This is a genomic window from Streptosporangium sp. NPDC002721, from assembly GCF_042888905.1.
Classification (GTDB): Bacteria; Actinomycetota; Actinomycetes; order Streptosporangiales; family Streptosporangiaceae; genus Streptosporangium.
The window spans coordinates 1-24,622 of the sequence record NZ_JBIAQI010000024.1 but is presented as its reverse complement, the minus strand read 5'-3'; the positions used below and the strand labels follow the sequence as shown (position 1 = coordinate 24,622).

The window sequence follows — 24,622 nt, the reverse complement described above, 5'->3', positions numbered from 1 at the left end:
CGCGTGCGGCCGGCGCTGCCGACCGGCTCCATGACGTCGCCGTACGGCGACGAACCGGTGGTCATCGGCGAGGCGTTCTGCCGGTCAGGCCGACATCGAGAGCGCCTCTTCGATGTCCCGCGCGCCAGGCGCGCGCATCCGGTCGAGCAGCCTGGCCACCTTCCGGAGGTCCCGGACGGCGTAGGTGTTCACGGCCACGGCGTCGGGCGCGACGCTGAGCGCCGTCTCCGTCGCGGCTCCGGCCTCACTCGCGATCACATGGGCACGCGCCAGGCATGCCCCGAACCACGCGCGGTCGCGCCGGTACGACTCCGGAAGCCTTGACAGCCCTTGTTCAAGAAGCGTCACCGCGCGCCGACCGTCGCCGAGCTCCAACTCGGCCATACCTCGTTGCATGAGGAACCAGCCCTCGTCATAGAAGTACATCCACGGCGGCTCGTCGTCGGGACGCTCGGCCGCGCTCTTGATGAGTTCCTCGGCCTCACCGAGCAGGGAGCGCGTGGCCTGCGCTTCCCCCATCTGCGCGTGTCCGCGAGCGGCCATCTGGGCGGCCATGCCCCGCACGCCACGGGTTGTGCGGCCGTCGTGCCAGCGAGACGCCTCGGCCAGCCGTACGCAGCGCTGTGGATCCCCGACACTCCATGACAGGTGCGCCCGCATGTTGAGCGTCGTAGCGGCCAGGGCTGCGTCTCCCGCCTCCAGCGCCCAGCCGTGGGAGCGGTCGTACCACGCCAGCGCGGCGGCCAGATCGCCGGAGTCCTGACACATCCACGCGAGGAACTGGGCGTACTGGGCGGCCATGCTCACCATCCGGTCGCCCGGCGCCCCGGACACGCCCCGGGCGAGATCGGTCACGGTGGAGAGCTGCGCGCGGACCACGGGCATGAGAGGACGGCTGCCCATCGTGTCCTCGGCGCGGCGATGCTCGGCGAGGCAGCGCTCCAGCCATTCGATCGTTTCCAGGTCCACCCGTCGCGGTTCGCCGATCGCCTTCGTGATCCGTTCGTACAACTCCGGGTCGGGCGCGAGAGACGGCAGGGCGAGAGCGGGAAGCGGCATGTCCGCAGACCCGAACAGCTCGGCCTCACTCAGCCCGAACACGCGGCACAGCAGCGTTCGGTACGGCTCGTCCGGCTGGTTGTGCCCGGCCTCGTACGCCTTGATCCGGCGTATGACGGACTCCGTGGACGGCAAGGCGGTGTGCCCGTCGGCCGCCTTGATGAGCTCGCGCGCCATCTCGCGCTGACCCCACAGCCGATCGTGCCGTTCGGTGCGTAACCGTAAGGCCCATCCAGGCAGGTCATCAGCGGCCATGAGCGCACCTCCGTGGGATGAGGGACATCCGCCTGTCCCCCAGTGTCCCCCACGTGCACCTGTACCGGGCAGGTTACGCAGCGTTTGGATGTGAAGAGACGCGACAGAAAAGCGGAGCCCGCCACCGGTAGCTGACACCGGGACGGGCCCCTTGATCAGGAAGGCTCTCCTGACCCGTGAACAACCCTAATGCTCCGGTTCTCGACCGAACTGCAGCAAGGCACTGCGCTTGCTTCACCGACGCGCCGCCTCTGCCGATGGGCTGCGCCGGCTGCGGGCACGCCCCCTACGCGCACGGCTGCCCCGGCCGAAGCGCCGACCACGAGTACACACAGCCGTCCGGTGCGCTGATGGCCGAGCGCCTCGACTCGCGCCACCGGCTCGGCATCGGCCATGGCTGTTCCCCGGACACCCCTCCGTCCTGGCGGCACCAGCCCTGCCGGCGAGAGGTCGCGGCATGAACGCGACCTCGCAGTACGATCCCACCAGCAGGCGCGGCGATGTGTCCCCGTCCCAGACGTGCGCCGCCGCGCCGCCGACCACCGAATCGCCGCCCGCCTTACGCCGCGCCGAGGACTTGGCCGCCGTCCTGGACGACGTCTACGGCATCAAGGCCGACGTGCACGAGCTGCGCTCCGGCAACGCCATCGTGTCCGTCTTCCTCGGGCTGCTGGCCTACACCGACGGCGAGAGGTTCTGGTGGACCGGCCCCGAGCTCAGCGACTCCGGCGCGCCCCTCCTCAGCTCCGAGCTGACGCTGCCCCTCGCCGCCGAACAGCTCGCCGAGCACCACACGATCCTGCGCGCCCGTCCCGCCACCAGCGTGCTGGAGAGCGAACTGCCACTGCTCGCCGACGCCCTCACGGCCGACCATGTCGTCCCGCGATGACGCCGACGCGACACGCGCCGCCGAACAGGTGCAGCGGTACGCACCCACCTGGTGGATCATCTGGAGCCTGCGTTTCCGCCGGTTCGAGGCATGGGAGTGCACCGACCCGGCCCGGTGCCGCACCGTCCACGCCAGTAGTGCCGCCGAACTGTGGGACCGCATACAGCGGGTAGATCTCGACCTGTGGCGAACCAGGCCCTGAGCCGATCAACGCTCCGAGAACAGCGCGACGGCACGGCGACAGCCTCCGGTGCCGTCGCGCCCATACCCCTCGCAAGCGGTGGTGCGCGGCCAAGAGCCGCAGCGATCGCCCCGGCCAAGGCTTGGGAAGCATATGGCTGGCCGTTGACATCCATGGGACAGCGCGGGATCGAATGACCAGGTAGCGAAGGTTCGTGCTCCCCGCAGGGAGATCTCCGAGCTGAAACGCTCATCCAGATGGGTGAGACGCCCACCGAGCGTCACCGCGTCCCGGACACCAGGCCGGAGCGGAACCAAACGCAAGCTCTCAATGGCCCACAGCAGGTCAGGGGCAGGAGAAATCCGGACATGACCGATCTACGTGAATGCGTCGAAGAGCTGGACAAACTCGAAGACACCATAACCGGCATGCGATGCAAGCTGAGCCGTGAGATCCGCCGGCAGCGCCGGTTCGCCGCCGACGCCTCCCACGAGCTGCGTACTCCCATCGCGGGCCTGCGCGTCTCTCTCGAAGAGGCCGCGCTCAACCCCCAGAACACCGACCTGGAGAATCTTCTCTCGCACGCGCTGAGCAACGTCGACCGGCTGCAGGCGATCGTGACCGACCTGTTCGTTCTCGCGGAGCTGGAGGCGAGCACGGGCGCCGGCGAGTGCCAGGCGATCGACCTGGCCAAGATCTTTCAGATGCAGGTCTACCGGCGGGTGGACCAGCACAGGATCAACCTGCGTTGCCGGCCGGGAATCCTCGTGAAGGCCGCTCCGGAGAAGATCGGCCGGATGCTCGCCGAGCTGCTCGACAACGCCCAGCGCCACGCCGAACACGTCGTGGAGGTCGAGCTGAGCAACGATTCCCGCTACGCCGTCCTGACCGTCGCCGACGACGGTCCCGGCATCGCCGAAGCCGACAGGCAGCGCGTCTTCGACCGGTTCATCCGGCTGGACGAGGCCCGCTCCCGCGATCTCGGCGGCACCGGCCTGGGCCTGACGATCGCCCGCGACATCGTCAGTTCCCACGGCGGCACGATCCACGTCGAGGACTCCTCGCTGGGCGGCACCCGCTTCGTCGTCCGCCTTCCCCTGGCCAGCCCGGCCGTGTCCATGTCCTCGGCCGGCGTGTCGGGCAACGGCCATCGCGGCGGCTGACCTACCGGCCGTGACACGAGCCGGACTGCCCTGCAAAAGATCTCCCGATCAGGGAAGTACAGCCTCCCAGCGGGCGATCACGGTCTTGCCCCCGGCCGTCACCGTCACGTTGTCCCCCGCCTTACCCAGGGCCGCGCGCAGCGTGGTCGCCTCGCCTCCCCGGTAGGTCAGGGTGCCGAAGTTGCCGCCGGTCCCGGCCTCGATCGGCGTGGTGACGCCCTCGGGCCAGGTCGCCTGCCGGATGGGCCGGGCGCTCGGGTCCTCGTACATCGTCACCGTGATCGGCGCGGTGACGTCGGGGGTGCCGGTGGAGCGGATCCTGGCGGTCAGCTTCGAGAGGCGCTCGGTCGCGGTGACGACCGGCGCGTCCTCCGGCGTCGGCGTCCCCTCCAGCCGGGTCTCGTGGGTCTTCCCACCGGAGTCGATCACGGTGACGACCGCGAAGGGCTGGTCGGTGGCCCCTCCGGTACGGTCGATCGTGCCCTCCCGCCCGGCCAGGGATTCGACGAGCCCGGCCCGCAGGTCGCGCAGCTCGGCCTCCGGGAGCGGGACGGCGACGAGCTCCGCGTCGCGCAGCGAGACGGCCCGCCCGTCGGCGGTGACGCTCATGCTGTCGCCGCCCTCGCACGTCATCCCGCCGCAGCTGACGTACCGGACGACGACGGCACCCGGCCGTTCCCCGGCGGGCGCGGCGGTCTCGACGGCGGCGGTGGTGCCGTTTCCCGAGCAGCCGATCACGAGGAGGAACGGGAGCAGGACGGCGGTCCGCAGAAAACGCATCACACCCCGGAAACGGATCGGGCACCCGGGCGGTTCACGCCCCACCGAGGTACGCGATCCCCCTCCCGGACCTTCCCGGACCTTCCCGGCCCTCTTCGGACCTCGTCGGACCGGTGGGCCGTACACCGGTGAGGGTCAGCTCACCAGGAGCATGACCCCGGCGGAGCCCAGGGCGACGACCTTCACGATCTCCAGGGCGATGTAGGCGTGGTGGCCCTTCGAGCGCGGCGCGTCCCGTCCGGCGAGGATCCGGTTGGATCTGCGCATCAGCCGTGGCCGTACCACCGCGAGTTGCACGGCCAGGGTCACGACCGCGACCGCCGCCGGGGTGACGGCGCCGGCCGGTGGGAGGCCGGAGACGACGGCGGTCTCGACCGCCAGCACGCTCAGGAGCACGGCGGCGAGCACGGTCTCGGCCGTGTTGAGGGCGCGGAAGACCAGCCGCCCGATGCCGAGCCCGATCTTCGTGGTCACACCGGGGGCGCGGAACTTCAGCGGCGCCTCCAGGAACGAGATCGCCAGCACCATGCCGAGCCAGACGAACGTCACGGCGGCGCCGATGGAGAGCGCCTGCATCTCGCTCATGACGTGCCCTCCCCCCGGCACTCCTCCACGCGGGCCCGGCCCAGCACGTCCAGACGTCGTCGTCCGATCACTTGGGTCATGGACTTGAGTTTATACAAAAAGTTATTGTATAAATAGGGGGAACGAGAGGAAATCTCATGGACGACCAGGAACTTGACGTACGCGCCCTGCCCAAGCCCGACAAGCATCCGACGATCTTCGCGACCTACGGGGCCCTCGCCGTCGGCGGCTCCTTCGTGCTGGTCAACAACCACGATCCCCGGCACCTGCACGACGAGTTCGACGCCGAGTACCCCGGCGGCTACGGCTGGGACTATCTCGACAAGGGCCCCAAGGTTTGGCGGATCCGGATCACCAAACTGGCCGCCACCCCGCTGCCCCGCGTCCTGCACGACACCGGCACGGTCACCCCTGGCGTGACCGGCGCGGCCTGGAAACTGGGGATGCGCGAGCGCGACCTGGACGCCAACGTGATCCAGCTCGCCCCCGAGGCCACCATCGACGCGCACACCGGCCCGGACCTCGACGTCCTGCTGCACGTCCTGCACGGCACCGGCCTGCTCACCACCGAACTCGACACCCTGGACCTGCGGCCCGGCGAGCTGGTGTGGCTGCCGAGGCGGTCCAGGCGCGCCTTCACCGCCGGGCCCGACGGGCTGAGCTACCTCACCGTCCACCGCGGCCGTCAGGCCCTGGTGCTGGCGCCCGTCGTCGGAAGCCCCGTCCGATGACCACGGTCCCGCTCCCGCCCGAGTCGCAGACGACCGGCCGCGAGCCGCAGACAGCCGGCCCCGGGCCGCGGACGACCGGCCCCGCACCACGAGCGGGCGACTCGAACCCATCGGCGACCGGCCCTGGACCACGCCCGACCGGCGGGGCGTCCCTGCCGGGCGACCGCGCCGACGGTGACGCGCCGGGCCACTCCCTCCTCGCCCGCCTGGGCAAACGCGTCCTGCGCCCCGGCGGTGCCGAACTCACCCGGGTCCTCCTGGCACGGGCGGAGATCACCGGTGCCGACGTGGTCGAGTTCGCCCCGGGCCTCGGGCGTACCGCGCGGGAGATCCTCGACCGGCACCCGCGCTCCTACCTCGGCGTCGAGCAGGACCCGGTGGCGGTGGCCGCGGTCGGCCGCGTCGTCGCCGGGCACGGCACCGCCGTCCTCGGCGACGCCGCCGCCACCGGGCTGCCCGACGCCTCGGCCGACGTGGTGATCGGCGAGGCCATGCTCACCATGCGGAGCGACTGGGCGAAGGACACCGTCGTCGCCGAGGCCGCCCGCCTGCTGCGGCCCGGCGGCCGCTACGCCATCCATGAACTCGGGCTCACTCCCGACTCGCTGCCCGAGCCGGTCAAGACGGGCATCCGCCAGGCTCTCGCCCGGGCCGTCAAGGTCAACGCCCGCCCTCAGACGATCACCGAATGGCGGTCCCTGCTCCAGGCGCACGGACTGGTCGTCGAGCGGGTCGACACCGCGCCCATGGCCCTGCTGCGGCCCCGGCGGATCGTCGCCGACGAGGGCCCGCTCGGCGCGCTGCGCTTCGTCCGGAACCTGCTCGCCAATCCCGACGCCCGCCGGCGCGTCCTCGCCATGCGCCGCACCTTCCGCCTTCACCGCGACCACCTGATCGCCGTCGCCGTCATCGCCAGAAAACCCTCGCCGGACCCCTGACCGCCGTCGCCGTCATCCCCGGAAAACCCTCACCGGACCCCTGATCGCCGTCGCCGTCATCCCTGGAAAACCCTCACCGTCGCCCTCGTACCGCCGTCGGGCCCCTGACCGCCGTCGCCGTCATCGCCCGCGAACCGCCGCCGGGCCCCTGACCGCTCATCGGCTCGCCAGGGGGCACCGGGGGGCGCCGGGGGGTGGGTGACACGGAAGGGAGCGTCAGGAACGGGCGGCCTCGGCGGTCGTCCTGGCCCAGCGGTAGTCGGCCTTGCCCGCCGGGGAACGGACCATCTCGTCGACGAAGGCGAAGACCCTGGGCACCTTGTAGCCGGAGATCTTCTCCCGGCAGTGGGCCTCCAGTTCCTCGGCCGTCGGCGACGTGCCGGGGCGCGGCTCGATCACCGCCGCGACCCGGTTGCCCCACCGCTCGTCCGGGATGCCGGTCACCACCGCGTCGAAGACCGCCGGGTGGCCCTTGAGCACCGCCTCGACCTCCTCGGGGAAGACCTTCTCCCCGCCGGTGTTGATGCAGGCGGAGCCCCGGCCGAAGATCGCGATGGTGCCGTCCTCCTCGACCTTGGCCATGTCCCCGGTGAGCAGCCAGCGGACGCCGTTCCTGTCCGTCACGAAGGTACGGGCCGTCTTCTCCTCGTCCTTGTAGTAGCCGGAGGCGATGCGGCCGGTCCTGGCCACGGTGCCTATCTCCTCCGAGCCGGGCTTGACCGGTTCCAGGACCTCGTTGAGCACGGCCATGGTGGCCTGGGGGTTCGCCTGGTAGCGCAGCCCGGACTCGGGAGAGGAGCCGGGCACCGCCGAGGCGGTGTAGCCGGACTCGGTGGAGCCGAAGCTGTCGATGAGCATCTTGCCGGGCAGCAGCTCCTCCAGGCGCTCGCGCACCGAGCCGCTGAGGATCGCGCCGGTGGAGCTCAGCACGAACAGCGAGGACAGGTCGTAGGCGCCGGTGGCGATCTCCTCGACCAGCGGCCGGGCCATCGCGTCCCCGGTGATGTTGAGCGTCAGCACCTTCTCCCGCTCGATCGTCCGCAGTACGTCGGCCGCGTCGAACTTGCGGACGTACGCGATCGTGCCGCCCATGCACCAGGTGATGAAGGTGCCCATCTGGGCGGCGCCGTGCATGAGCGGGGCCGCGGCCATCATGGTCATCTCGCTCGCCTCGACGGCCGCCTCGACCACCTCGGCCGGGGTGGCGCGCGGCTCGCCGTAGGGGTTGCCGCCGCCGAAGGCGAAGAACAGGTCCTCGGTGCGCCACATCACGCCCTTGGGCATGCCGGTCGTGCCGCCGGTGTAGATGATGTAGAGGTCGTCGCCCGACCGCTCGGGGAACCCGCGCGTCTCCGGCTGCCCGGCCAATGCCTCCTCGTACGGCACCGCGCCCTCGACCTGGGACGGTCCGCCCACCGCGATCAGGTGTTCCAGGGCGGGGGCGTCCGGGGCGGTGGCCGCCACCCGGGCGTCGAACTCCACGTCGAACAGCAGGGCCACGATGTCGGAGTCGCGGTAGAGGTAGAGCAGCTCCGCCTCGACGTAGCGGTAGTTCACGTTGACCGGCACCGCCCGGATCTTGAGGGCGGCCAGCAGCGCGGCCACGTACTCGATGCCGTTGTACAGGTGGATCCCGACGTGCTGCCCGGGGCGCACCCCCCTGCCCTGGAGGAAGTGCGCGAGCCGGTTGGCGTGCGCGTCCAGTTCGGCGTAGGTCATGCGGTGGTCCCCGCAGATGACGGCCGTGCGCCCCCCGACCGCGTCGGCGACTCCTTCGAACAGATCCGCGTGGTTGAACTCCATTCGCACCCCTCCTGGGGGATCAGGGTTTGTCGCTGCCGACCATCCACATCGCGAAGAACTGCGCGCCTCCCCCGTAGGCGTGCCCGAGGGCCCGCCTGGCGCCGTCCACCTGGTGCTCCCCCGCCATCCCCCGCACCTGGAGCGCCGCCTCGGCGAACCGGATCAGCCCGGAGGCGCCGATCGGGTTGCTCGACAGCACGCCGCCCGAGGCGTTCCACGGGGTGTCGCCGTCCAGGGCGGTGGCCCCGGACTCGGTGAGCTTCCAGCCCTCCCCCTCGGCGGCGAAGCCGAGGTTCTCCAGCCACATCGGCTCGTACCACGAGAAGGGCACGTACACCTCCGCCACGTCGATCTCCCGGCGCGGGTCGGTGATCCCGGCCTGCCGGTAGACGTCGGCGGCGCAGTCCTTGCCGCCCTGCGGGTTCACGGTGTCGCGGCCCGCGCGGAAGATCGGCTCGGAGCGCGAGGCCGCGCCGAGCACCCATGCCGGAGTGCTGCCGGTGAGCTTGTCCTCCGCGGCCAGCACCATCGCGCAGGCGCCGTCGGAGGACGGGCACGTGTCGAGGTAGCGGATCGGCTCCCAGAGCATCGGCGTCGACTCGACCATCTTCTGGTCGATGCCGGGGATCCTCAGGTGGGCGTACGGGTTCTTCAGCGCGTTGCGCCGGTCCTTGACGGCCACCAGGTGGCCGATGTGCTCGGGGGCGCCGGAGCGGCGGATGTACTCGCGGATGTGCGGGGCGAAGTAGCCGCCCGCGCCGACGACCAGCGAGGCGCTGAACGGCAGGTGGGTGGAGAGCGCCCAGGTCGCGTTCGACTCCGACTGCTTCTCGAAGGCCACCACCAGCACCCGGTCGTGCACGCCGCCCTGGATCAGCGAGGCGCCGACGAGCGCGGTGGACCCGCCGACCGACCCGGCCGTGTGGACCCGCATCATCGGCTTGCCCGCGGCGCCCAGCGCGTCGGCGAGATATGCCTCGGGCATCATCACGCCCTCGAACAGGTCGGGCGCCTTGCCGATGACGACCGCGTCGATGTCCTTCCAGGTCAGGCCCGCGTCCTCCAGCGCGCGCAGCGCCGCCTCGCGGACCAGCCCGGCGAGGGAGACGTCGCGCCGCTTGGTCGTGTAGTGGGTCTGGCCGACACCGATGACGGCACAAGGGTTGCCCATGGTCTTCTAAGCCTCCATCACGGTGACGAGGTTGTGCTGGAGGCAGGGGCCGCTCGTGGCGTGCCCGAGGGCGCGGCCCGCGGTGCCGTCCATGATGCGCCCGGCCGCCTCGCCGATCCTGATGAGGCCGGTGGCCATGACCGGGTTCGCGGCGAGCGGGCCGCCGCTGGGGTTGACGCGGGTGCCCTCGGGGAGCTCCAGCGCCTCGCGCAGGACGATCTCCTCGTGGCTGAACTGGACGTGCAGCTCGGCCACGTCGACGTCACCCTTGCCGACCCCCGCCGCGCGTGCGGCGTCGGCGGCGGAGGTCGACCGGGCGAGATCCCTCATGCCCAGGTAATGCGGCTCTATGCGGTGGGCGATCCCCGTTATCCACGCGGGCCGCTCGCACAGCTCCCTGGCCAGGTCACCGGCCGCCAGCACCACCGCGGCGGCGCCGTCGGTGATCGGGGCGATGTCGTACGGCCGCAGCGGCGCGACCTCCGCCTCCTCCCCGGCGGGGTCGGGCAGGTCGAGGGCGTAGGGGTTCGCCCTGCCGTCGGCGCGGCTGCGCCGCACGATCTCGTCCAGCTCGGCCCGGCCGGCCCCGGTGGCCGACGCCTGCAGCGCCGCGAAGGAGACCTGGTCCAGCCCGAGGGGGGCGAGGTAGTACGGGTCCAGCTGGAGCGTCATGATCTCCCGCAGGTCCCCCTGGGACGACTTGCCGAAGCCGTAGACCAGGGCCGAGTCGACGTCGCCGTGCTGGAGCCTCACCCAGGCCTCGTACAGCGCCCAGGCCGCGTCCATCTCGACGTGGCTCTCCGAGATCGGCGGCCAGGCGCCGAGCGCGTCGAGCGCGGAGACGAACGAGAACGGCGCGCCCGCCAGGTAGTCGCACGAGCCCGAGCAGGTGAACCCGAACCTGCGCAGCCCGGTGGCGGCCCTCACCTCCTCCAGCGGGGGCAGGATGAGCTCGGCCTCGCTCTGTCCCTCGTCGACGGCACTGTGCCGGGTCTGCGCGAACGCGACGACCGCTATCTCCCGCATCTACAGCTCCGCGTCCGGCTCGCCGGTGGGGGCGAACCACTTGATGTTCGACATGGACATCGTCCGCTCCTCCTCAGGCACCCACACGGCCCGCACCCGCATGCCCTGGCGCACCTCGTGGGCCGGGATCCCGCCGACCAGGGCGATCATCGGGATGTCGGTGCCGTCGAGCTGGATGTACGCCGAGACGAACGGCACCTCGGGGGCCCGGGGGTCGGGCAGGTTGTTGATGGCGAAGGTGGTGATCGTGCCGGTGTCCGGGACGACCGTCTCCTCGGTGATCGCCACCCCGCACTCGGGGCAGGACAGTCGGTAGGGCACGTAGACCTTGTGGCAGCTGCCGCACCGGCAGCCGATGAACACGCCCTCGGCGACCCCCTGAAGGAAGCGGGTCAGCGCCAGGCCGGGCGTCACGGTGTACTCGGCGCTGACCTCGGAGACGATCCTGGTGACCTCGGGGACGAAGCTCTCGATGTCGGTGATGTGCCCGGTGCGCCCGGCCCGCCAGCGGGGGCGCACCCGCAGCCCGGGGCGCATCGCCCTGGCGTCCCCGGCGTCCACCGCGTGCACCAGCGAGGTGTCGGCGCCGTCCAGCCGGATCAGGGCCCAGGCGAACGGCCGGTCCAGCGGGTGGTTCTTCCTGGGGGTGGTCACCCACGCCCAGCTCTCCACGGTTCCGGCGGGGCCGACCTCGACGAACTCGTCCGTCACGGAGTCGCCGGTCTCCGGGTCGTACTCCAGCGGCGGCACCAGCGTGCGCCCGGCCGCGGTGCGGACCCCGACGAGCCGCCCGTCCCGCAGCTCGGTGAGGAAGCGCCCGATCACCGGTCCCGTCGTGCGCGTGTACCCGCCGGGGAACTCCAGCACGTGCCGCGCCCGCAGCGGCGCCGGAGTGTCTTCGCTAGATGGCACGTTCGTGTCCCTCCCAGTACGGGTCACGCAGCTTGCGTTTGAGGAGCTTGCCGTTGGGTTCGCGGGGCATCTCCGCGATGAAGTCGACGGATTTCGGCCACTTCATCTTCGACAGGCGGCCCCGCAGCGACTCGATGAGCTCGGCCGCCAGCTCGGGTGAGGGGGCGACACCGGCCGCGGGCTCGACCACGGCCTTGATCTGCTCGCCCCACTCCTCGTCGGGGATGCCGAACACGGCCACGTCGGCGATCTTGGGGTGGACCATGAGCTCGTTCTCGATCTCGGCCGGGTAGATGTTGGTCCCGCCGGAGATGATCATGTCGGCCTTGCGGTCGCAGAGGAAGAGGTAGCCCTCCTCGTCCAGGTAGCCGATGTCGCCGACGGTGAAGTGGTCGCGCAGCCGGTTGGCCGCGGTCTTCGCCGGGTCGCCCTTGTACTCGAACTGGACACCCAGCATCTTCATGTAGATGGTGCCGGGGGTCCCGGTCGGGACGGGCTCCAGGTTCTCGTCCACGATGAGCAGCTCGCTGATCGGCCAGGCGGTGCCGACGGTGCCGGGGTGGCTGCGCCAGCCCTCCGGGGTGGCGATGGTGCCGCCGCCCTCGGTGGCCGCGTAGTACTCGTAGATGCAGTCGCCCCACCACTCCAACATCGCCCACTTGACGGGGACCGGGCAGGGGGCGGCGGCGTGGATCATCCACCTGAGCGAGGAGAGGTCGTACTTGGAGCGCACGTCGGCGGGGAGCGCGAGCAGGCGCTTGAAGTGGGTGGGGACCATGTGCGAGTTGGTCACCCGGTACTTCTCGCAGAGCCGGAGCGTCTCCTCGGCGTCCCACTTGTCCATGTAGACGAGGGTGTGCCCCATCTGCAGGGCCGTCCCCCCGAACTGGGTGACGGCGGTGTGGTAGTTCGGCGAGGTGACCAGGTGGACGTTCTCCTCGCCCGGGGTGATGCCGAACAGGGTGAGCAGGAACGTCATCAGCCCGGCGGCCTCGTCCGGGTCCATGCCGCTGAGCGGGCGGCGCACGCCCTTGGGCTTGCCGGTGGTGCCGGAGGTGTAGTGCATGGTGGCGCCGGCCGTACGGTCGGCGGGGGCGGTGTCCGGCTGCCCGGCGGTCAGCTCCTCGACGGGCCGCGCCCCCTCGACCCGCCCGAACGCGAAGAGGCGTTCGGCGGCGAGGCCCGACTCGGCGGCGCCGCGCAGGCCCTCCTCGGCGTAGCGCTCGTGGACGAAGAAGGCGCGCGCCTCGCTGTCGGCGACGATGTAGCCGATCTCGGGGCCGGTGAGGTGCCAGTTGATCGGTGTGTAGTACCAGCCGGCCTGCAGGGCGGCGAGATAGAGGGTGAGCCCGTCGGAGCCGTTGGGCACCAGCCCGCAGACACCGTCGCCCGCCTTGAGGCCGAGTTCCCTCAGGCCGTGGACGAGACGGTTGGCGCGGGCGAGCAGGTCGCCGGCGCGGTGTTCGGTACCGTCCGGATCGACGGCGGCCACCCAGTCGGGGTCCGCCTGCGCCAATCTCCAGAAACCGAGCGTACCCATCGGAAATCCTCTCGGTGGAAAGGCCTCGGCACGGCGGAGTGAATCACGTTCTCTTTATCGCGACAAGCCCTGGCGGAACGGGGTATTCAGAACAAGAATCTGTTCTTGTACGCATGGGCAGACTAACCCCGTGAGGTACGCCTAGCAAGCGCTTGACTCAGCCCGTGCCCCACCCTTTCAATGCAGGATCGGCACCCCTTCGCCCGCCCTCTCGGGGAGCCGGGCGGGAACGCCACGAGTCCAGAATTTCCCATCAGGCACCTGGTGAATCAACGGAGGTCGTCCCGTGGAACTCCTGCCGATCAGCACGCCGCACTGCCGGGTCGAGCGTGACGGTCACGTCGTGGTCGTCACCATGGACCGGCCGGAGGCGAAGAACGCGCTCTCCACCGACATGCTGGTCGGCCTGGCCGACGCCTGGGCGTACGTCTCGGAGGAGCCGGAGGTCCGCGTCGCCGTGCTCACCGGCGCGCACGGGACGTTCTGCGCGGGCGCCGACCTGAAGGCGATGGGCAGCCCGTCGCAGGACGCCCGGGTGCGGGAGCGGGCCGCGGCCATCCCCGACTTCCACTGGAAGGGCCTGCTGCGCGACTCCGGCGCGCTGCCGACGAAGCCGATCGTCTGCGCGGTCGAGGGGTACGCGGTGGCCGGGGGCACCGAGCTGCTCGTCGGCACCGACATGCGGGTGGTCGCCGAGTCCGCCACCCTCGGCCTGTTCGAGGCCCGCCGCGCCCTCTTCCCCATGGGCGGCTCCGCGATCCGCCTGCCCCGCCAGATCCCGTACGCCTTCGCCATGGACATCCTGCTCACCGGCCGCGCCGTCACCGCCCGGGAGGCGCTGGCCATGGGCCTGGTGAACCGGGTCGTCCCCGACGGGGAGGCGCTGACGGCCGCCCTGGAGATCGCCGCCCAGATCGCCGAGTGCGGCCCCCTCGCCGTCCAGGCCATCCTGCGCACCTACCGCGAGACCCTGGGCCTGCCCGAGGCCGAGGCCCTGAAGGTCTCCGACACCATCGGCTGGCCCGTCATCGGCTCCGAGGACGCCAAGGAGGGCTCCCGAGCCTTCCGGGAGAAGCGCCCGGCCGCCTACCGGGGCGAATGACCCCCTTCATGGTTTTCCCGTACGGCGGTCTTCCGCGCGATCTCGTACACGGCCTGGGATAGTGACCGTGTGCGCACGATTCACATCGAGGCCAAGCCGGATCACCTCCTTCGCCTCGCCCGCCTGAAGGACCCGGTGGGCGCGGTCGCGGAGATGATCTGGAACGCGCTGGACGCCGAGGCCTGCACCATCACGGTGGACGTCGAGACCAACGAACTGGGCGGCATCGAGTACGTCAGCGTCGGCGACGACGGCCACGGGATGCCGAACGCCTCCTGCGAGAAGAACTTCAGCGGGCTGGGCGGTTCGTGGAAGACCAAGGCCAGGGTCTCGTCCGAACTGAAGCGCGGGCTGCACGGCCACAGCGGGCAGGGAAGGCTCCGGGCGTTCGCGCTGGGTGAGCAGGTGCGGTGGGTCACGGTCGCCACCACGGTCGACGGCCGGACCGAACGTACGATCATCAGCGGCACCATCGACCGGCCCGCGGACTTCGACATCTCCGAACCGGAGTATCTGGACGCCCCGGCCGGGACGCGGGTCGAGGCGTCGGTGCCCGCGGGCTACGTCAGCCGGCTGGTCCAGGACGACACCGCGCAGCAACTGGCCTCGATCTTCGCTCCCTTTCTCGCCGCGAACCCCGATGTGAGCATCGTCTACCAGGGAAAGCGACTCGATCCGGCGACCGTCTGGGCCGACATGGAGCAGTATCCCGTCTCCTGGCAGAGCGCTCCCGAACAGCCGGCCCCGCTCCTTCGCGTCATCGAGTGGCGCAAGGACGTGGGCCGGGTGCTCGCCCTCTGTGACGCCAACGGCGTGGTCCTGGACGAGGTTTCGCCGGGAATCCAGGCCCCGGGCTACCACTTCACGGCGTACCTGTTGTGGGACGGCTTCGTCGAGCGCCGGAACGACCTGCATCTGGCGGAGCTGGACGAGATCTCCGGCCTGCTCGAAGCGGCCAGGGAGAAGCTGCGCTCACACTTCCGTGACCGCGACCGCCAGCGCAGGGCCCGGCAGATCCAGGAGTGGAAGCAGGAGGACGTCTACCCCTACCCCGGGGAACCCACTGAGCCCGCGCAGGCGGTCGAGCGTCAGATGTTCGACGAGGTGGCGACCACGATCGCCCGCCGCCTTCCCGGCTCCCAGCAGAGCCGGAAAACCACCCTCCGGCTCCTCAAGGAGATCATCGCCCATGATCCCGGCGGGCTCTACCCGGTGCTGGACGAGCTGTTCCGGCTGCCGCAGTCGGAACAGGAGGAGCTCAAGCGCCTCCTGCAGCGGACGAGCCTCTCCGAGGTGATCAAGGCGACGGGGCAGGTGGCCGACCGGCTGGACTTCGTCGCCGCGCTCAAGAAACTCCTGTTCGAGCCGGAGATGAGCAGGACGCTCAAGGAACGGAGCGAGCTTCACAAGCTCCTGGAGCGTGAGACCTGGGTGTTCGGGGACGCGTACGCCCTTATGGTCAGCGACCAGAGCCTGGACGCGGTGCTCGTTCGTCATCTGAGGGCTCTGGGCCGGGATCCGGAGACCGAGCGGCTCCATCCGGTACGCAGGGAGGACGGCCGGCAGGGAATCGTCGACCTCATGCAGGGCAAGGCGCACCGGGGAAGTTCCGGGAGAGAGCACCTCGTCGTCGAACTCAAGGCTCCCAAGGTGAGGATCGGCCAGGCGGAGGTCGGCCAGATCAAGAGTTACGCACAGGCGGTCGCCGAGGATTCCCAGTTCCGCGATGCCGGTGTCTCCTGGGATTTCTGGGTCGTCTCCACGCAGATGGACGACATCGTCCGGAGGGACGCGACGGCCCCGAACCGCCCGCCGGGGTGCATCGCCGAGTGGGAGGGCGGCATCCGCATCTGGGCGAGGACGTGGAGCGAGATCATCGACGACTGCGAGGACCGTCTCCACTTCTACCGCGACCGCCTGAACCACGATCCGGCCACGGAACACGCGATGGAGTATCTCAGGCGGGTCCACGGCTCGGTGATCCCCCAGGCAGCCGGGCCGGCGTAACGATTTCCGGAGGAAAGACGCTGACCTGGTTCACCCTCACGCTCGGCGGCTGTTCGGGAAACAGCTCATCTCCGCTGACAGCGGAAACCGCCGATTTCCCGAACACCCAAACCCGCTGCCCAAGGTTTGAGGACAGGCCCCCGGCCTCGTACCGTGAAGGGCAGATCCAACGGGGACGCCTGGCGGAACACCGATGTCGACAGCGATCCTGGAGGTTTCATGGCATACGACGTGGCGGCCGTACGGGCGCACTTTCCCGCGCTTGACGAGGGCGCGGCGCACTTCGACGGGCCGGGGGGTTCGCAGGTGCCCACGGTGGTCGCGGAGGCCGTGGCCGGGGCGCTGCGGGCCGCGGTCTCCAACCGGGGGGTGGAGACCGCCGCCGAGCGGCGTGCCGACGGGATCGTGGCCGGGGCGCGGCGGGCGATGGCCGACCTGCTCGGCGCCACGCCCGAGGGGGTCGTGTTCGGCCGGAGCATGACGCAGCTCACCTACGACATGGCCCGCGCGCTCGCCAAGGAGTGGGGGCCCGGTGACGAGGTCGTGGTCACCACGCTGGACCACGACGCGAACATCCGGCCCTGGGTGCAGGCCGCCGAGGCGCGCGGGGTCACGGTGCGCCGGGCCGACTTTGACCCGGCCAGTGGCGAGCTGGACGTCGAGGCCGTCGCCGGCCTGCTCAGCGGGCGCACCAGGCTGGTGGCCGTCACGGCCGCGTCGAACCTGCTGGGCACCCGCCCGGACGTCCCGGCGATCGCCGAGCGGGTGCACGGGGCGGGGGCGCTGCTCTACATCGACGGCGTGCACCTGACGCCGCACGCCCTGGTCGACGTCGGAGAGCTGGGCGCCGACTTCTACGCCTGCTCGCCGTACAAGTTCCTCGGGCCGCACCTGGGCGTGCTCGCCGCCGACCCCGGCCTGCTGGAGAGCGTCCACCCCGACAAGCTGCTCCCCTCCAGCGACGCGGTGCCCGAGCGCTTCGAGCTGGGCACGCTGCCGTACGAGCTGCTCGCCGGTACGACGGCGGCCGTCGACTTCCTGGCCGGTCTCGTGCCGGGTGAGGGGACCCGGCGCGAGCGCCTGACCGTCTCGATGACCGCGCTGGAGGAGCACGAGCGGGCGATGCTCGACCGGCTCGACGCCGGTCTGGCCGGGATCTCCGGGGTGACCGTCCACGGCTCGGCGTCACGCCGCCGCACCCCCACGACGCTGTTCTCCGTCGACGGCCTCAGGCCCGCCGACGCCTACCGCTTCCTGGCCGAGCGCGGCGTCAACGCGCCCGCGAGCAACTTCTACGCGCTGGAGTGCTCCCGCCGCCTGGGCCTCGGCGACGCCGGGGCGGTCCGGGCCGGGATCGCGCCCTACACCGACGAGTCCGACGTCGACAGGCTCCTCAAGGGCGTCCGGGAACTGGCCGGAGGGGCGGTACGGCCCGAGCGGTCGTGAACGGCACCGCCACGGGCGGAGCCCGGTTCCCGGGCGGACAGCGGGGAGGGCGAGGGCCTCGCGGCGCGCCCATGGCCCGGCGGGCCGCCCCATACAAAGGGCGGCCCGCCCCACACGAAAGGCGGGCCGCCCCGCGCTGAGCACGGGACGGCCCGCCGGCCGGACGAGGTCAGGAGACCGGTTCGATCCAGATGTTGCGGAAGCGGGGGTTCTCGCCCGCGTCGCCGTGGTCCTGGAGGCGGATCGCGCCCGTCGCCGCGTTCTCCGGGATGTTGTCGCCCGTGCCGCCGTCGATGGCCACGTCGTTGTGCACCACCTCGCCGTTCCAGACGACCGTGACCCGCGCGTTGTCGGTCTTCACTCCCGCGCTGGTGTAGCGGGCCGCGCGGAAGGTGATCTCGTAGGTCTGCCACGTCCCCGAGGCGGTGGCCATGTTGCGGTCGGGCGCGCGCTTGTTGTAGATCGAGCCCGCCTCGTTGGCGGCGAGTGTGGTGTCGCCGAACGACTCCAGGACCTGGACCTCGTAGCGTTCCTGGAGGAAGATGCCGCTGTTGCCGCGCTGCTGCCCGGTCACGTTCGGCGGGTACTCCGGCTCGTACCACTCGGCGTGGAGCTTGAAGTCACCGAACGTCCGCCGGGTGCGGATGTCGCCGCCGTAGGACTCCACGGAGCCGTTCGCGACCGGCCAGGTGGCCGCTCCGCCGGCCCGCTTCTCCCACGCCGCCAGGCTGGACCCGTCGAACAGCGTGATCCGCTCCGCCTTCGACACGGAGATGTGGTCGAGGTTGACGTTGCCCGAGTCGCCGGAGTCGTACTTGTAGGCGATCGTGTTCGTGCCCCGGACCAGGGGGAGCGGCTCGGTCTGGACGGCCCAGGCGTCCCAGCCGCCGGTGGCGGCGAGCCGCACCTGCCTGACCTTGGTGCCGTTGACGTACACGCTCACCGTCCTGCCGGTGTCGGACGCGTAGCGGAGGCCCACGTTGTGCGTGCCGGTCGAGTCCGACCACACGGAGAACGACGTGCTCGCGCCCTGGTTCCAGTAGCCGTCGACGAAGCCCTTGTAGGTGTGGCCCGGGTGGTTCTGGTTCGCCTTCGCGCCACCGGACAGCGTGGCGTTCTCCGCCTCGAACACCCGTTGCGCGGCCACGGTGACGGAGTCCAGGTTGACGTTGCCCACGTCACCGCTGTCGAACCTGTAGGTGATGAGGTTGGTGCCCTCCCTCAGCGTGAGCGGTTCGACCCGGGTGGCCCACAGGTCCCACGTCCCCGTGCTGGGCAGCGGCACCTGCCTGACCTTGGTCCCGTTGACGTACACGCTCAGGGACTTGGTGCCGGGCGCGGGGTTCGGGCCGTTGGAGTAGCGCAGGCCGACGTGGTACGTGCCCTCCCTGGGCACGCGTACGGCGAACTGCGTGGCCGCTCCCACGTTCTGGTAGCCGTCGACGAAGCCGCTTCCCGAGTAGCTCAGGTGGTCGGTGTTCAGCTTCGCGCCGCCGCTGTGCGAGGCGCTCTCCGCCTCGTACACGGTGTCCGTCTCCGGTCCGTCGACCATCGAGTTGAGGGTGTACCAGGCCTCGGTGCTCCACAGCGGCTGCCCCGACGCCGAGCTGAACGGGCGCGGCGACCGCAGGTGCACCACGCGCCCCGGCTTGAGGCCCGTGAGCTTCAGCGTGACCTTCTTCTTGTCGGAGCTCAGGTCCGCGGAGGTGACGGGCAGCGGCTCCTCGTCCACCTTGGGGCCGCCGTAGGTGGAGGACGCGGCGTACCGCCACTGGACGGCCTGGTACTTGGCCGCCAGCGACGCGGCGGTCGCGTCCGACAGCGGCTGGGTGTACTCCAGCTCGAAGCCGTCCTTGATCGCGCGCATCCTCAGGATGTCGAAGGCCTTGTTGTCGCCGGGGGTCAGCTTCTGCAGACCGTAGGTGAGCTTGCCGGTCTGGCCCCAGTTACCGCCGGCGCCGAGGCCTCCGGTGTAGATGGCGCCGTCGGGACCCAGGCTGATGCGGTTGATCCCCGCCTCAAGACCCTGGGTGAGGCGGAAGACCGCGCCCTGGTACTCGCCGTTGACCTTCTCCAGGTAGCCGCGCTGGAGCCCGCCGTAGGTGACGTCGCCGAACAGCATCTGCCCCGCGAACCTGCCCTCCTTCAGGAGCAGCGGCGTGCTGGGGGAGTTGGCGATCTCGTTGTGCGGCAGCCAGAGGACGGGCGCGGTCACCGGGTTGTTGTCGAACCGGCCGTCGGGGTTGGTGTAGTGGTTGAAGAACCGGTCCTTCTTGACGTGCACCAGTTTCGAGGCGGGCAGCCAGCCGCCCTGGTTGTCCATGACGAACAGCTCGTCCTCCGGGCCCCAGCCGAGCCCGTTGGGCGTGCGCAGGCCGCCGGCGACGTACTCGATCTCGCCGGTGGCCTTGTTGACCTTGATGGTCGTGCCCCGGTCCCGCGCCGGCTGCGGGTCGGTGGTGGCGCCGCCGTAGTTGATGGCGACGGAGAGGTTGATGTAGAAGTGGCCGTCGCGGTAGAGCATCCCGAACGCGAACTCGTGGAAGTTGCCGCCGAACGGCCAGGTCGCCACGGTCCTGAGGCTGTCGGCGACCTCGTCGCCGTTGGTGTCGTTCAGCTCCACCAGCCGGGACTTCTCCGACACGTAGAGCTTGCCGTCCACGTACTTGATGCCCATGGGCTCCTGGAGCCCACTGGCGATCTTCTTGGTGGTCACCTTCGCGGGTGAGGTGTCGCCCGTGACCTTGTCGAGCAGGTAGACCTCGCCGAGCGTCTTCTCCGAGCCGCCCCACGTGGCGATCGCCAGCCGGCCGTCGGGCAGCCAGTCCATCGCGCTCACCTGCGGCTCGAAACCGGCCGGTCGCAGGTCGGTGAGCGTGAAGTCGGGGTGCACCGACTCCAGCGGCAGCCCGTCACCCGGGGAGTCGGCGCCGCTCTCGCACTCCTTGCGCCCCGGGGCGGTGACCCGCACCACGTCGGCGTCCGTGCTCAGCACCGAGTTCGGCACGACGGTGAACCCCGAGGCGCCCGGCGGCTTCCACTCCAGCTTGAGCTGCTGGCCGTACAGGTGCTCGAAGTGGTCGACGCGCAGCGCGTGGTAGCCGGTGGTCAGGTTGATCGTGCCGTCCACGGCGATCGGCGCGTGCCGCCCGTCGTTGGTGATCACGACGGTGTCGTCGATGCGCAGCCGGGAGCCGTCGTCGCTGGTGAGCCGGAACTCGTACGTGCCCGCGGTGGCGATGGAGATGTTGCCGATCGCCTCGGTGACGAACGTGTCGACCAGCCCGAAGTCGGCGTCGGAGGTCCAGTCGATCGTGGGCATCAGCTTGTCCACGTTGGGCGTCTGGCCGGGCTTGAGCGTGCAGAGCTTGGACAGCTCGACCTGGACGTCGTAGGTGCGCAGGGTGACACCCGGCTGCTGCGGCGGCACCGCCGCCTGCGCCTGAGCTGGTACGACGAGCCATGAGAGCGCGGTGAGCAGTGAGACGGATAACAGGGGTATTTTCCGCATGGCCGGTCCCATCTCGGTGAGGTGCCGCGTCGAACGCGGCACGGGGGGTTGCGGCACCGCCGGTATGGCCGATCGGACGGCGGGCGCCGGGTCTCTTTCGTTGTGACGCAGGAGGCTAACGCTGCTCTGCGCCGTAATCTAAGGCAAGATCTTCGACTTGCCCATACCTTTCTGCCATAAATCGACGAAAGTCGCACTCATCACAGCAGAAGGGTGTGATGTCGCCTCCCTAAGGGGCGGGATGCCCCGGAATCACCCTTCTAGCGCGGAACCGGGCCGCCGAAGAGGCCGCCGATGACGCAGACCTGGACATCGGCCGAGAGGATCTCCAGCCGTACGGAGGCGCCGGGGGCGGTGAAGGGAATGTGGATCCTGCCGGCTCCCGGCTCGAAGACGACCTCGGTCTCCTGCTCCCCGACGCGCACGTAGGCCGCCGTCCTGGCGCTGGAGCGGTAGTCCAGGCCGAGGACGACCATGCCGCCCTTGTGCGAGAGGGGGACCGAGATCAGGCCGCCCCGCTGGGGGAAGCAGCCTCCGGGGGCGGCGACGTAGGGGCCGGTGAGACGGGCCGGGAGGAGACGGCGCCCGGAGCGGTCGAGCACGAGCGGGGCGGCGGCGGGCCGGGGGTTGCGCATCAGGGCGGCCAGCTCGGGCGGGGCGAGCGGGCTGAGGGTGAGGTTGCTGAGCCCCTCGTCGCCGTACCCGAAGCCGAACTGGTCGTAGGGGGTCTGCTGGGGGTAGACGTCGCTGCCCGGCGGGGCGGCGGCCAGCGTGTTCCGCACCGAGGCGAGGTAGGAGCGGATCTCGGCCCGTCCCGGCTCCGTCCCCGTCACGTATCTGTGCGCGGAGTAGACGGAGAAGGCGGCGACCCCGGCCGCCAGCAGCGCGCAGGCGGTCCTGACGGCGGCACGGGCCGGGATCCTTCTGCGGTACGGGCGCGCCTCGCCCAGCAGCGGGAGCATCGCCAGCGCCAGGCAGAGCGCGATCACCGGGGTCACGTCCGCGAGGTAGCGGGCCTCCTCGCCCAGGGCGCGGTCCAGGGAGCGCCCGGCCAGGATCGGCACCATGAGGACGGGCGGGTAGACGGCCATGATCAGCCACGCCTTCCACGCCCCGCGCCGGAAGAACAGGGTGACGGCGACGACCACCGCGACGAGCGCCCAGGCGGCGCCGATCATCACCTGCGGCGGGACCGCGTAGAACTTGAACCACCAGGGCCCGGGGCCGCCTGCCGCGAGGACCGGGAGGGTGACGCCCAGCATCCGCGCCGTCGCCCGGCCCGCCACCTCCGACGCGGGCGCCCCGATGCTCTGCCCGTGCAGGCGGTCGAGCTGCAGGACGAACAGGACCGAGTAGGCGCCGGCCATGACGGCGTACGCGCCGAACACGACCGCCAGGGAGCGCAGGCGCTCGCGGACCGGGAAGTACAGGACGGTGACCAGCACGAGCAGCAGGGGGATGGCGAAGACGGCCTTGAGGTGGAAGGACCCGAGCCCGAACAGGAACCACAGGCCCGTCACGACCGCGTCCACGCCCCGCCCCGACCGCAGGAACGTCACGTGGGAGGCGACCGCCATCGCGATGGCGATCTGCAGCGGCAGGGCCTGGACCGCCGCCGCCCACCAGTAGAAGGCGGGCAGGGCCAGCGGCGTGAACAGGTAGAGGGACAGCGGCACCAGGATCGCCCAGCGGGCCCCGAACAGCACGCGCAGCATGCGGTACACGGCGAGCGAGGCGGCGAGCTGGAAGAGCAGCAGCGCCGCCGCGGTCACCGTCCAGTTGTACGCGCCGAGCGAGGTGACGACCGAGTTGGCGATCATCCCGACCGGCATCACGTGCGCGGAGTAGACGCCGAAGAGGTAGTCGAGCCCGAACGGCTCGGCCGCGGCCCGGCCCACCATGTTGAGGTCGTCGCCGAAGAAACCACCCCGCTGCAGGACCAGGGCCCGCCAGACGAGCTGGGCCGTGACGAGGACGAGCGCGGCGCCGAGCACCCGCCGGCTCCCGGGGAAGGGCCGGGCGGCCCTCGTCGGGGGCTTGGGGGCACGGTCGGTGACCTGGGGCGACGCCATCGTTCTCCAAACTCATCGGCTCTGATGAGTTCTTAGCCCATTCGTCCAGGTATGAGCTACCTACTCGTCGGTAATGCGGCCCAATCGTTCCATTGTCTCGACGTACTGCTCGATCATGCCGAAGACGACGTCCCGGGTGGACCTGACCTGGTTCATCGTGCCGATGATCTGCCCGGCGGGGAAGGTCGCCAGCTCGGTCGCGTCGGAGCGGCCGATCCGGCGGAGCGCGTCGGAGATCAGCATGAACTGCAGCGGCATCGGGAGCGTGCCGGGCGACTCCTGGGACTCCCAGGCCTCGGTCCACTCGTTCCTGAGCAGCCGCGCGGGCTTGCCGGTCCAGGACCGCGAGCGCACGGTGTCGCGCGAGGTGGCCTCCAGGATGCGGCGCTTGACCGTCTCGGAGGTGTCGGCCTCCTCCACGGCGAGCCAGATCGACCCCGTCCACACGCCCTCGGCGCCGAGCGCGAGCCCTGCCGCCATCTGGCGGCCGTCGCCGATGCCGCCCGCGGCCAGCACGGGGACGTCGACGGCGTCCACGACCTGCGGGATGAGGACCATCGTGGAGATCTCCCCGGTGTGCCCGCCCGCCTCGGTGCCCTGGGCCACGACGATGTCCACGCCGACCTCGACCTGCTTGACCGCGTGCCGGGGGGTGGAGGCGAGCGCGGCGACCTTCACCCCCTTGGCGTGGGCCTGCTCGACCACGTCGGCGGGGGGCGGGCCCAGCGCGTTGGCGAGCAGCGCGATCGGGTGCCGCAGGGCCACCTCGACCTGCGGGCGGGCGGTGGCGTCGGTCCAGCCGAGCAGCACCCTGCCCGCGTCCGCGTCGGCCGACAGCGGCGGCACGCCGTGGGCGGCGAGCAGGCCGTCGACGAAGTCCCGGTGCCCCTGGGGGATCATCCCCTGGAGCCGTCCCACGAGGTCCTCGGGGGAGTCGACGCCGAGGTCGGAGCCGGCGTAGGAGGCGGGCATGACCACGTCGACGCCGTACGGCTTGCCGTCGACGTGGTCGTCGATCCACTTGAGCTCCATCTCGAGCTCCTCGGGGGTGAAGTACAGGGCGCCGAGCACGCCCATGCCCCCCGCGCGGCTGACCGCGGCGACGACGTCACGGCAGTGACTGAAAGCGAAGATCGGCAACTCTATACCGAGCATGTCGGTAACACGTGTCCGCATACCCCGACTGTACGACCGGCCGGGAACGAACTGCAACGTGTTCTATTCCAGAATATTTCTTCTCCCTGGAACCCTAAGCTACTCGCGAGTAATGAAGCGGGAAAAAGGTGGAACGCGTTCCAGTGATGGCGTACCCGGAACGGCGAAAAGAGGGAGGCCGCGGGGGGGGGGCCCCCGGCGCCCCCCTTACTTTCGTCAGGGGGCCGTCGCCCCCGGCGGGGGCCCCGCCCGCCCCCCCGGGGCGCCGCCAGTACCGGGAGCCCGCGCACCCCCCG

18 protein-coding genes are annotated in these 24,622 nt (G+C 70.8%); 7 read left to right on the top strand and 11 right to left on the bottom strand.

Annotated elements, in window-relative coordinates:
* Window positions 1-84: 84 nt before the first annotated feature.
* Window positions 85-1,314 (bottom strand): XRE family transcriptional regulator, encoded by a 1,230-nt coding sequence (locus tag ACFYWM_RS31010; protein ID WP_389920771.1) that lies wholly within the window; start codon window positions 1,312-1,314, stop codon window positions 85-87.
* A gap of 457 nt (window positions 1,315-1,771) precedes the next feature.
* On the opposite strand from ACFYWM_RS31010, the gene ACFYWM_RS31005 reads away from it, so the two are divergent.
* Together ACFYWM_RS31005 and ACFYWM_RS31000 are read left to right on the top strand one after the other, a co-directional pair.
* Window positions 1,772-2,203 carry a hypothetical protein gene (locus ACFYWM_RS31005; RefSeq protein WP_389920768.1) on the top strand — a complete coding sequence of 144 codons (432 nt, stop codon included), beginning with the start codon at window positions 1,772-1,774 and terminating at the stop codon, window positions 2,201-2,203.
* 549 nt (window positions 2,204-2,752) lie between these two features.
* Window positions 2,753-3,547: a sensor histidine kinase gene (locus ACFYWM_RS31000; RefSeq protein ID WP_389920765.1), complete on the top strand. Its 795-nt coding sequence runs from the start codon at window positions 2,753-2,755 to the stop codon at window positions 3,545-3,547.
* 48 nt (window positions 3,548-3,595) lie between these two features.
* On the opposite strand, the gene ACFYWM_RS30995 is transcribed toward ACFYWM_RS31000, so the two are convergent.
* Window positions 3,596-4,327: a hypothetical protein gene (locus ACFYWM_RS30995; RefSeq protein WP_389920763.1), complete on the bottom strand. Its 732-nt coding sequence runs from the start codon at window positions 4,325-4,327 to the stop codon at window positions 3,596-3,598.
* Window positions 4,328-4,462: 135 nt separating this feature from the next.
* The gene (locus tag ACFYWM_RS30990) at window positions 4,463-4,912 is read right to left on the bottom strand and encodes a hypothetical protein (RefSeq protein WP_389920760.1); all 450 of its coding nucleotides are present in this window, start codon (window positions 4,910-4,912) and stop codon (window positions 4,463-4,465) included.
* Between the two features lie 137 nt (window positions 4,913-5,049).
* Between ACFYWM_RS30990 and ACFYWM_RS30985 the strand changes: the two genes are divergently transcribed.
* Window positions 5,050-5,643: a DUF2249 domain-containing protein gene (locus tag ACFYWM_RS30985; protein ID WP_389920757.1), complete on the top strand. Its 594-nt coding sequence runs from the start codon at window positions 5,050-5,052 to the stop codon at window positions 5,641-5,643.
* A complete protein-coding gene (locus ACFYWM_RS30980; protein ID WP_389920754.1) occupies window positions 5,640-6,581 on the top strand; it encodes a methyltransferase domain-containing protein in 942 nt (313 codons plus the stop codon). The genes ACFYWM_RS30985 and ACFYWM_RS30980 overlap by 4 nt, the downstream gene beginning before the upstream one ends.
* A gap of 216 nt (window positions 6,582-6,797) precedes the next feature.
* On the opposite strand, the gene ACFYWM_RS30975 is transcribed toward ACFYWM_RS30980, so the two are convergent.
* Genes ACFYWM_RS30975 through ACFYWM_RS30955 form a run of 5 tightly spaced genes read right to left on the bottom strand, consistent with a single transcriptional unit; the run spans window position 6,798 to window position 13,033 of the window.
* Window positions 6,798-8,384: an acyl-CoA synthetase gene (locus ACFYWM_RS30975; RefSeq protein WP_389920751.1), complete on the bottom strand. Its 1,587-nt coding sequence runs from the start codon at window positions 8,382-8,384 to the stop codon at window positions 6,798-6,800.
* Window positions 8,385-8,403: 19 nt separating this feature from the next.
* Window positions 8,404-9,555, bottom strand: coding sequence for a thiolase domain-containing protein (locus ACFYWM_RS30970; protein ID WP_389920748.1), 1,152 nt, complete (start codon window positions 9,553-9,555; stop codon window positions 8,404-8,406).
* A gap of 6 nt (window positions 9,556-9,561) precedes the next feature.
* Entirely contained in the window at window positions 9,562-10,581 is a 1,020-nt protein-coding gene (locus ACFYWM_RS30965; RefSeq protein ID WP_389920746.1) for a thiolase domain-containing protein, read from the bottom strand.
* Window positions 10,582-11,493: a Zn-ribbon domain-containing OB-fold protein gene (locus ACFYWM_RS30960; protein WP_389920744.1), complete on the bottom strand. Its 912-nt coding sequence runs from the start codon at window positions 11,491-11,493 to the stop codon at window positions 10,582-10,584. It abuts the gene before it with no gap.
* On the bottom strand, window positions 11,483-13,033 hold the full coding sequence (locus ACFYWM_RS30955; protein ID WP_389920741.1) for an acyl-CoA synthetase: 1,551 nt from the start codon (window positions 13,031-13,033) through the stop codon (window positions 11,483-11,485). The genes ACFYWM_RS30960 and ACFYWM_RS30955 overlap by 11 nt, the downstream gene beginning before the upstream one ends.
* A 286-nt stretch (window positions 13,034-13,319) precedes the next feature.
* On the opposite strand from ACFYWM_RS30955, the gene ACFYWM_RS30950 reads away from it, so the two are divergent.
* The 3 genes from ACFYWM_RS30950 (at window position 13,320) to ACFYWM_RS30940 (ending at window position 17,588) form a co-directional block, all read left to right on the top strand.
* Window positions 13,320-14,135, top strand: a complete 816-nt coding sequence (locus ACFYWM_RS30950; protein ID WP_389920739.1) for a crotonase/enoyl-CoA hydratase family protein — start codon at window positions 13,320-13,322, stop codon at window positions 14,133-14,135.
* 69 nt (window positions 14,136-14,204) lie between these two features.
* Complete coding sequence (locus ACFYWM_RS30945; RefSeq protein ID WP_389920736.1) at window positions 14,205-16,142, top strand: ATP-binding protein; 1,938 nt, start codon at window positions 14,205-14,207, stop codon at window positions 16,140-16,142.
* A 219-nt stretch (window positions 16,143-16,361) separates the two neighbouring features.
* Entirely contained in the window at window positions 16,362-17,588 is a 1,227-nt protein-coding gene (locus tag ACFYWM_RS30940; RefSeq protein ID WP_389920733.1) for a cysteine desulfurase-like protein, read from the top strand.
* A gap of 169 nt (window positions 17,589-17,757) precedes the next feature.
* Here the strand turns inward: ACFYWM_RS30940 and ACFYWM_RS30935 are convergent, their stop codons facing one another.
* The 3 genes from ACFYWM_RS30935 to ACFYWM_RS30925 form a co-directional block, all read right to left on the bottom strand.
* Window positions 17,758-21,099 (bottom strand): family 16 glycoside hydrolase, encoded by a 3,342-nt coding sequence (locus ACFYWM_RS30935; protein WP_389920730.1) that lies wholly within the window; start codon window positions 21,097-21,099, stop codon window positions 17,758-17,760.
* Window positions 21,100-21,359: 260 nt separating this feature from the next.
* Window positions 21,360-23,171, bottom strand: coding sequence for a hypothetical protein (locus ACFYWM_RS30930; RefSeq protein ID WP_389920727.1), 1,812 nt, complete (start codon window positions 23,169-23,171; stop codon window positions 21,360-21,362).
* A gap of 60 nt (window positions 23,172-23,231) precedes the next feature.
* A complete protein-coding gene (locus ACFYWM_RS30925; protein WP_389920724.1) occupies window positions 23,232-24,347 on the bottom strand; it encodes an NAD(P)H-dependent flavin oxidoreductase in 1,116 nt (371 codons plus the stop codon).
* Window positions 24,348-24,622 lie beyond the last annotated feature (275 nt).

Coding starts and splice junctions, on each gene's coding strand:
- ACFYWM_RS30925 (WP_389920724.1), bottom strand. CDS start 24,347: ATGCGGACACGTGTTACCGACATGCTCGGTATAGAGTTGCCGATCTTC.
- ACFYWM_RS31000 (WP_389920765.1), top strand. CDS start 2,753: ATGACCGATCTACGTGAATGCGTCGAAGAGCTGGACAAACTCGAAGAC.
- ACFYWM_RS30935 (WP_389920730.1), bottom strand. CDS start 21,099: ATGCGGAAAATACCCCTGTTATCCGTCTCACTGCTCACCGCGCTCTCA.
- ACFYWM_RS30965 (WP_389920746.1), bottom strand. CDS start 10,581: ATGCGGGAGATAGCGGTCGTCGCGTTCGCGCAGACCCGGCACAGTGCC.
- ACFYWM_RS30975 (WP_389920751.1), bottom strand. CDS start 8,384: ATGGAGTTCAACCACGCGGATCTGTTCGAAGGAGTCGCCGACGCGGTC.
- ACFYWM_RS30980 (WP_389920754.1), top strand. CDS start 5,640: ATGACCACGGTCCCGCTCCCGCCCGAGTCGCAGACGACCGGCCGCGAG.
- ACFYWM_RS30995 (WP_389920763.1), bottom strand. CDS start 4,327: ATGCGTTTTCTGCGGACCGCCGTCCTGCTCCCGTTCCTCCTCGTGATC.
- ACFYWM_RS30955 (WP_389920741.1), bottom strand. CDS start 13,033: ATGGGTACGCTCGGTTTCTGGAGATTGGCGCAGGCGGACCCCGACTGG.
- ACFYWM_RS30930 (WP_389920727.1), bottom strand. CDS start 23,171: ATGGCGTCGCCCCAGGTCACCGACCGTGCCCCCAAGCCCCCGACGAGG.
- ACFYWM_RS31010 (WP_389920771.1), bottom strand. CDS start 1,314: ATGGCCGCTGATGACCTGCCTGGATGGGCCTTACGGTTACGCACCGAA.
- ACFYWM_RS31005 (WP_389920768.1), top strand. CDS start 1,772: ATGAACGCGACCTCGCAGTACGATCCCACCAGCAGGCGCGGCGATGTG.
- ACFYWM_RS30970 (WP_389920748.1), bottom strand. CDS start 9,555: ATGGGCAACCCTTGTGCCGTCATCGGTGTCGGCCAGACCCACTACACG.
- ACFYWM_RS30940 (WP_389920733.1), top strand. CDS start 16,362: ATGGCATACGACGTGGCGGCCGTACGGGCGCACTTTCCCGCGCTTGAC.
- ACFYWM_RS30990 (WP_389920760.1), bottom strand. CDS start 4,912: ATGAGCGAGATGCAGGCGCTCTCCATCGGCGCCGCCGTGACGTTCGTC.
- ACFYWM_RS30985 (WP_389920757.1), top strand. CDS start 5,050: ATGGACGACCAGGAACTTGACGTACGCGCCCTGCCCAAGCCCGACAAG.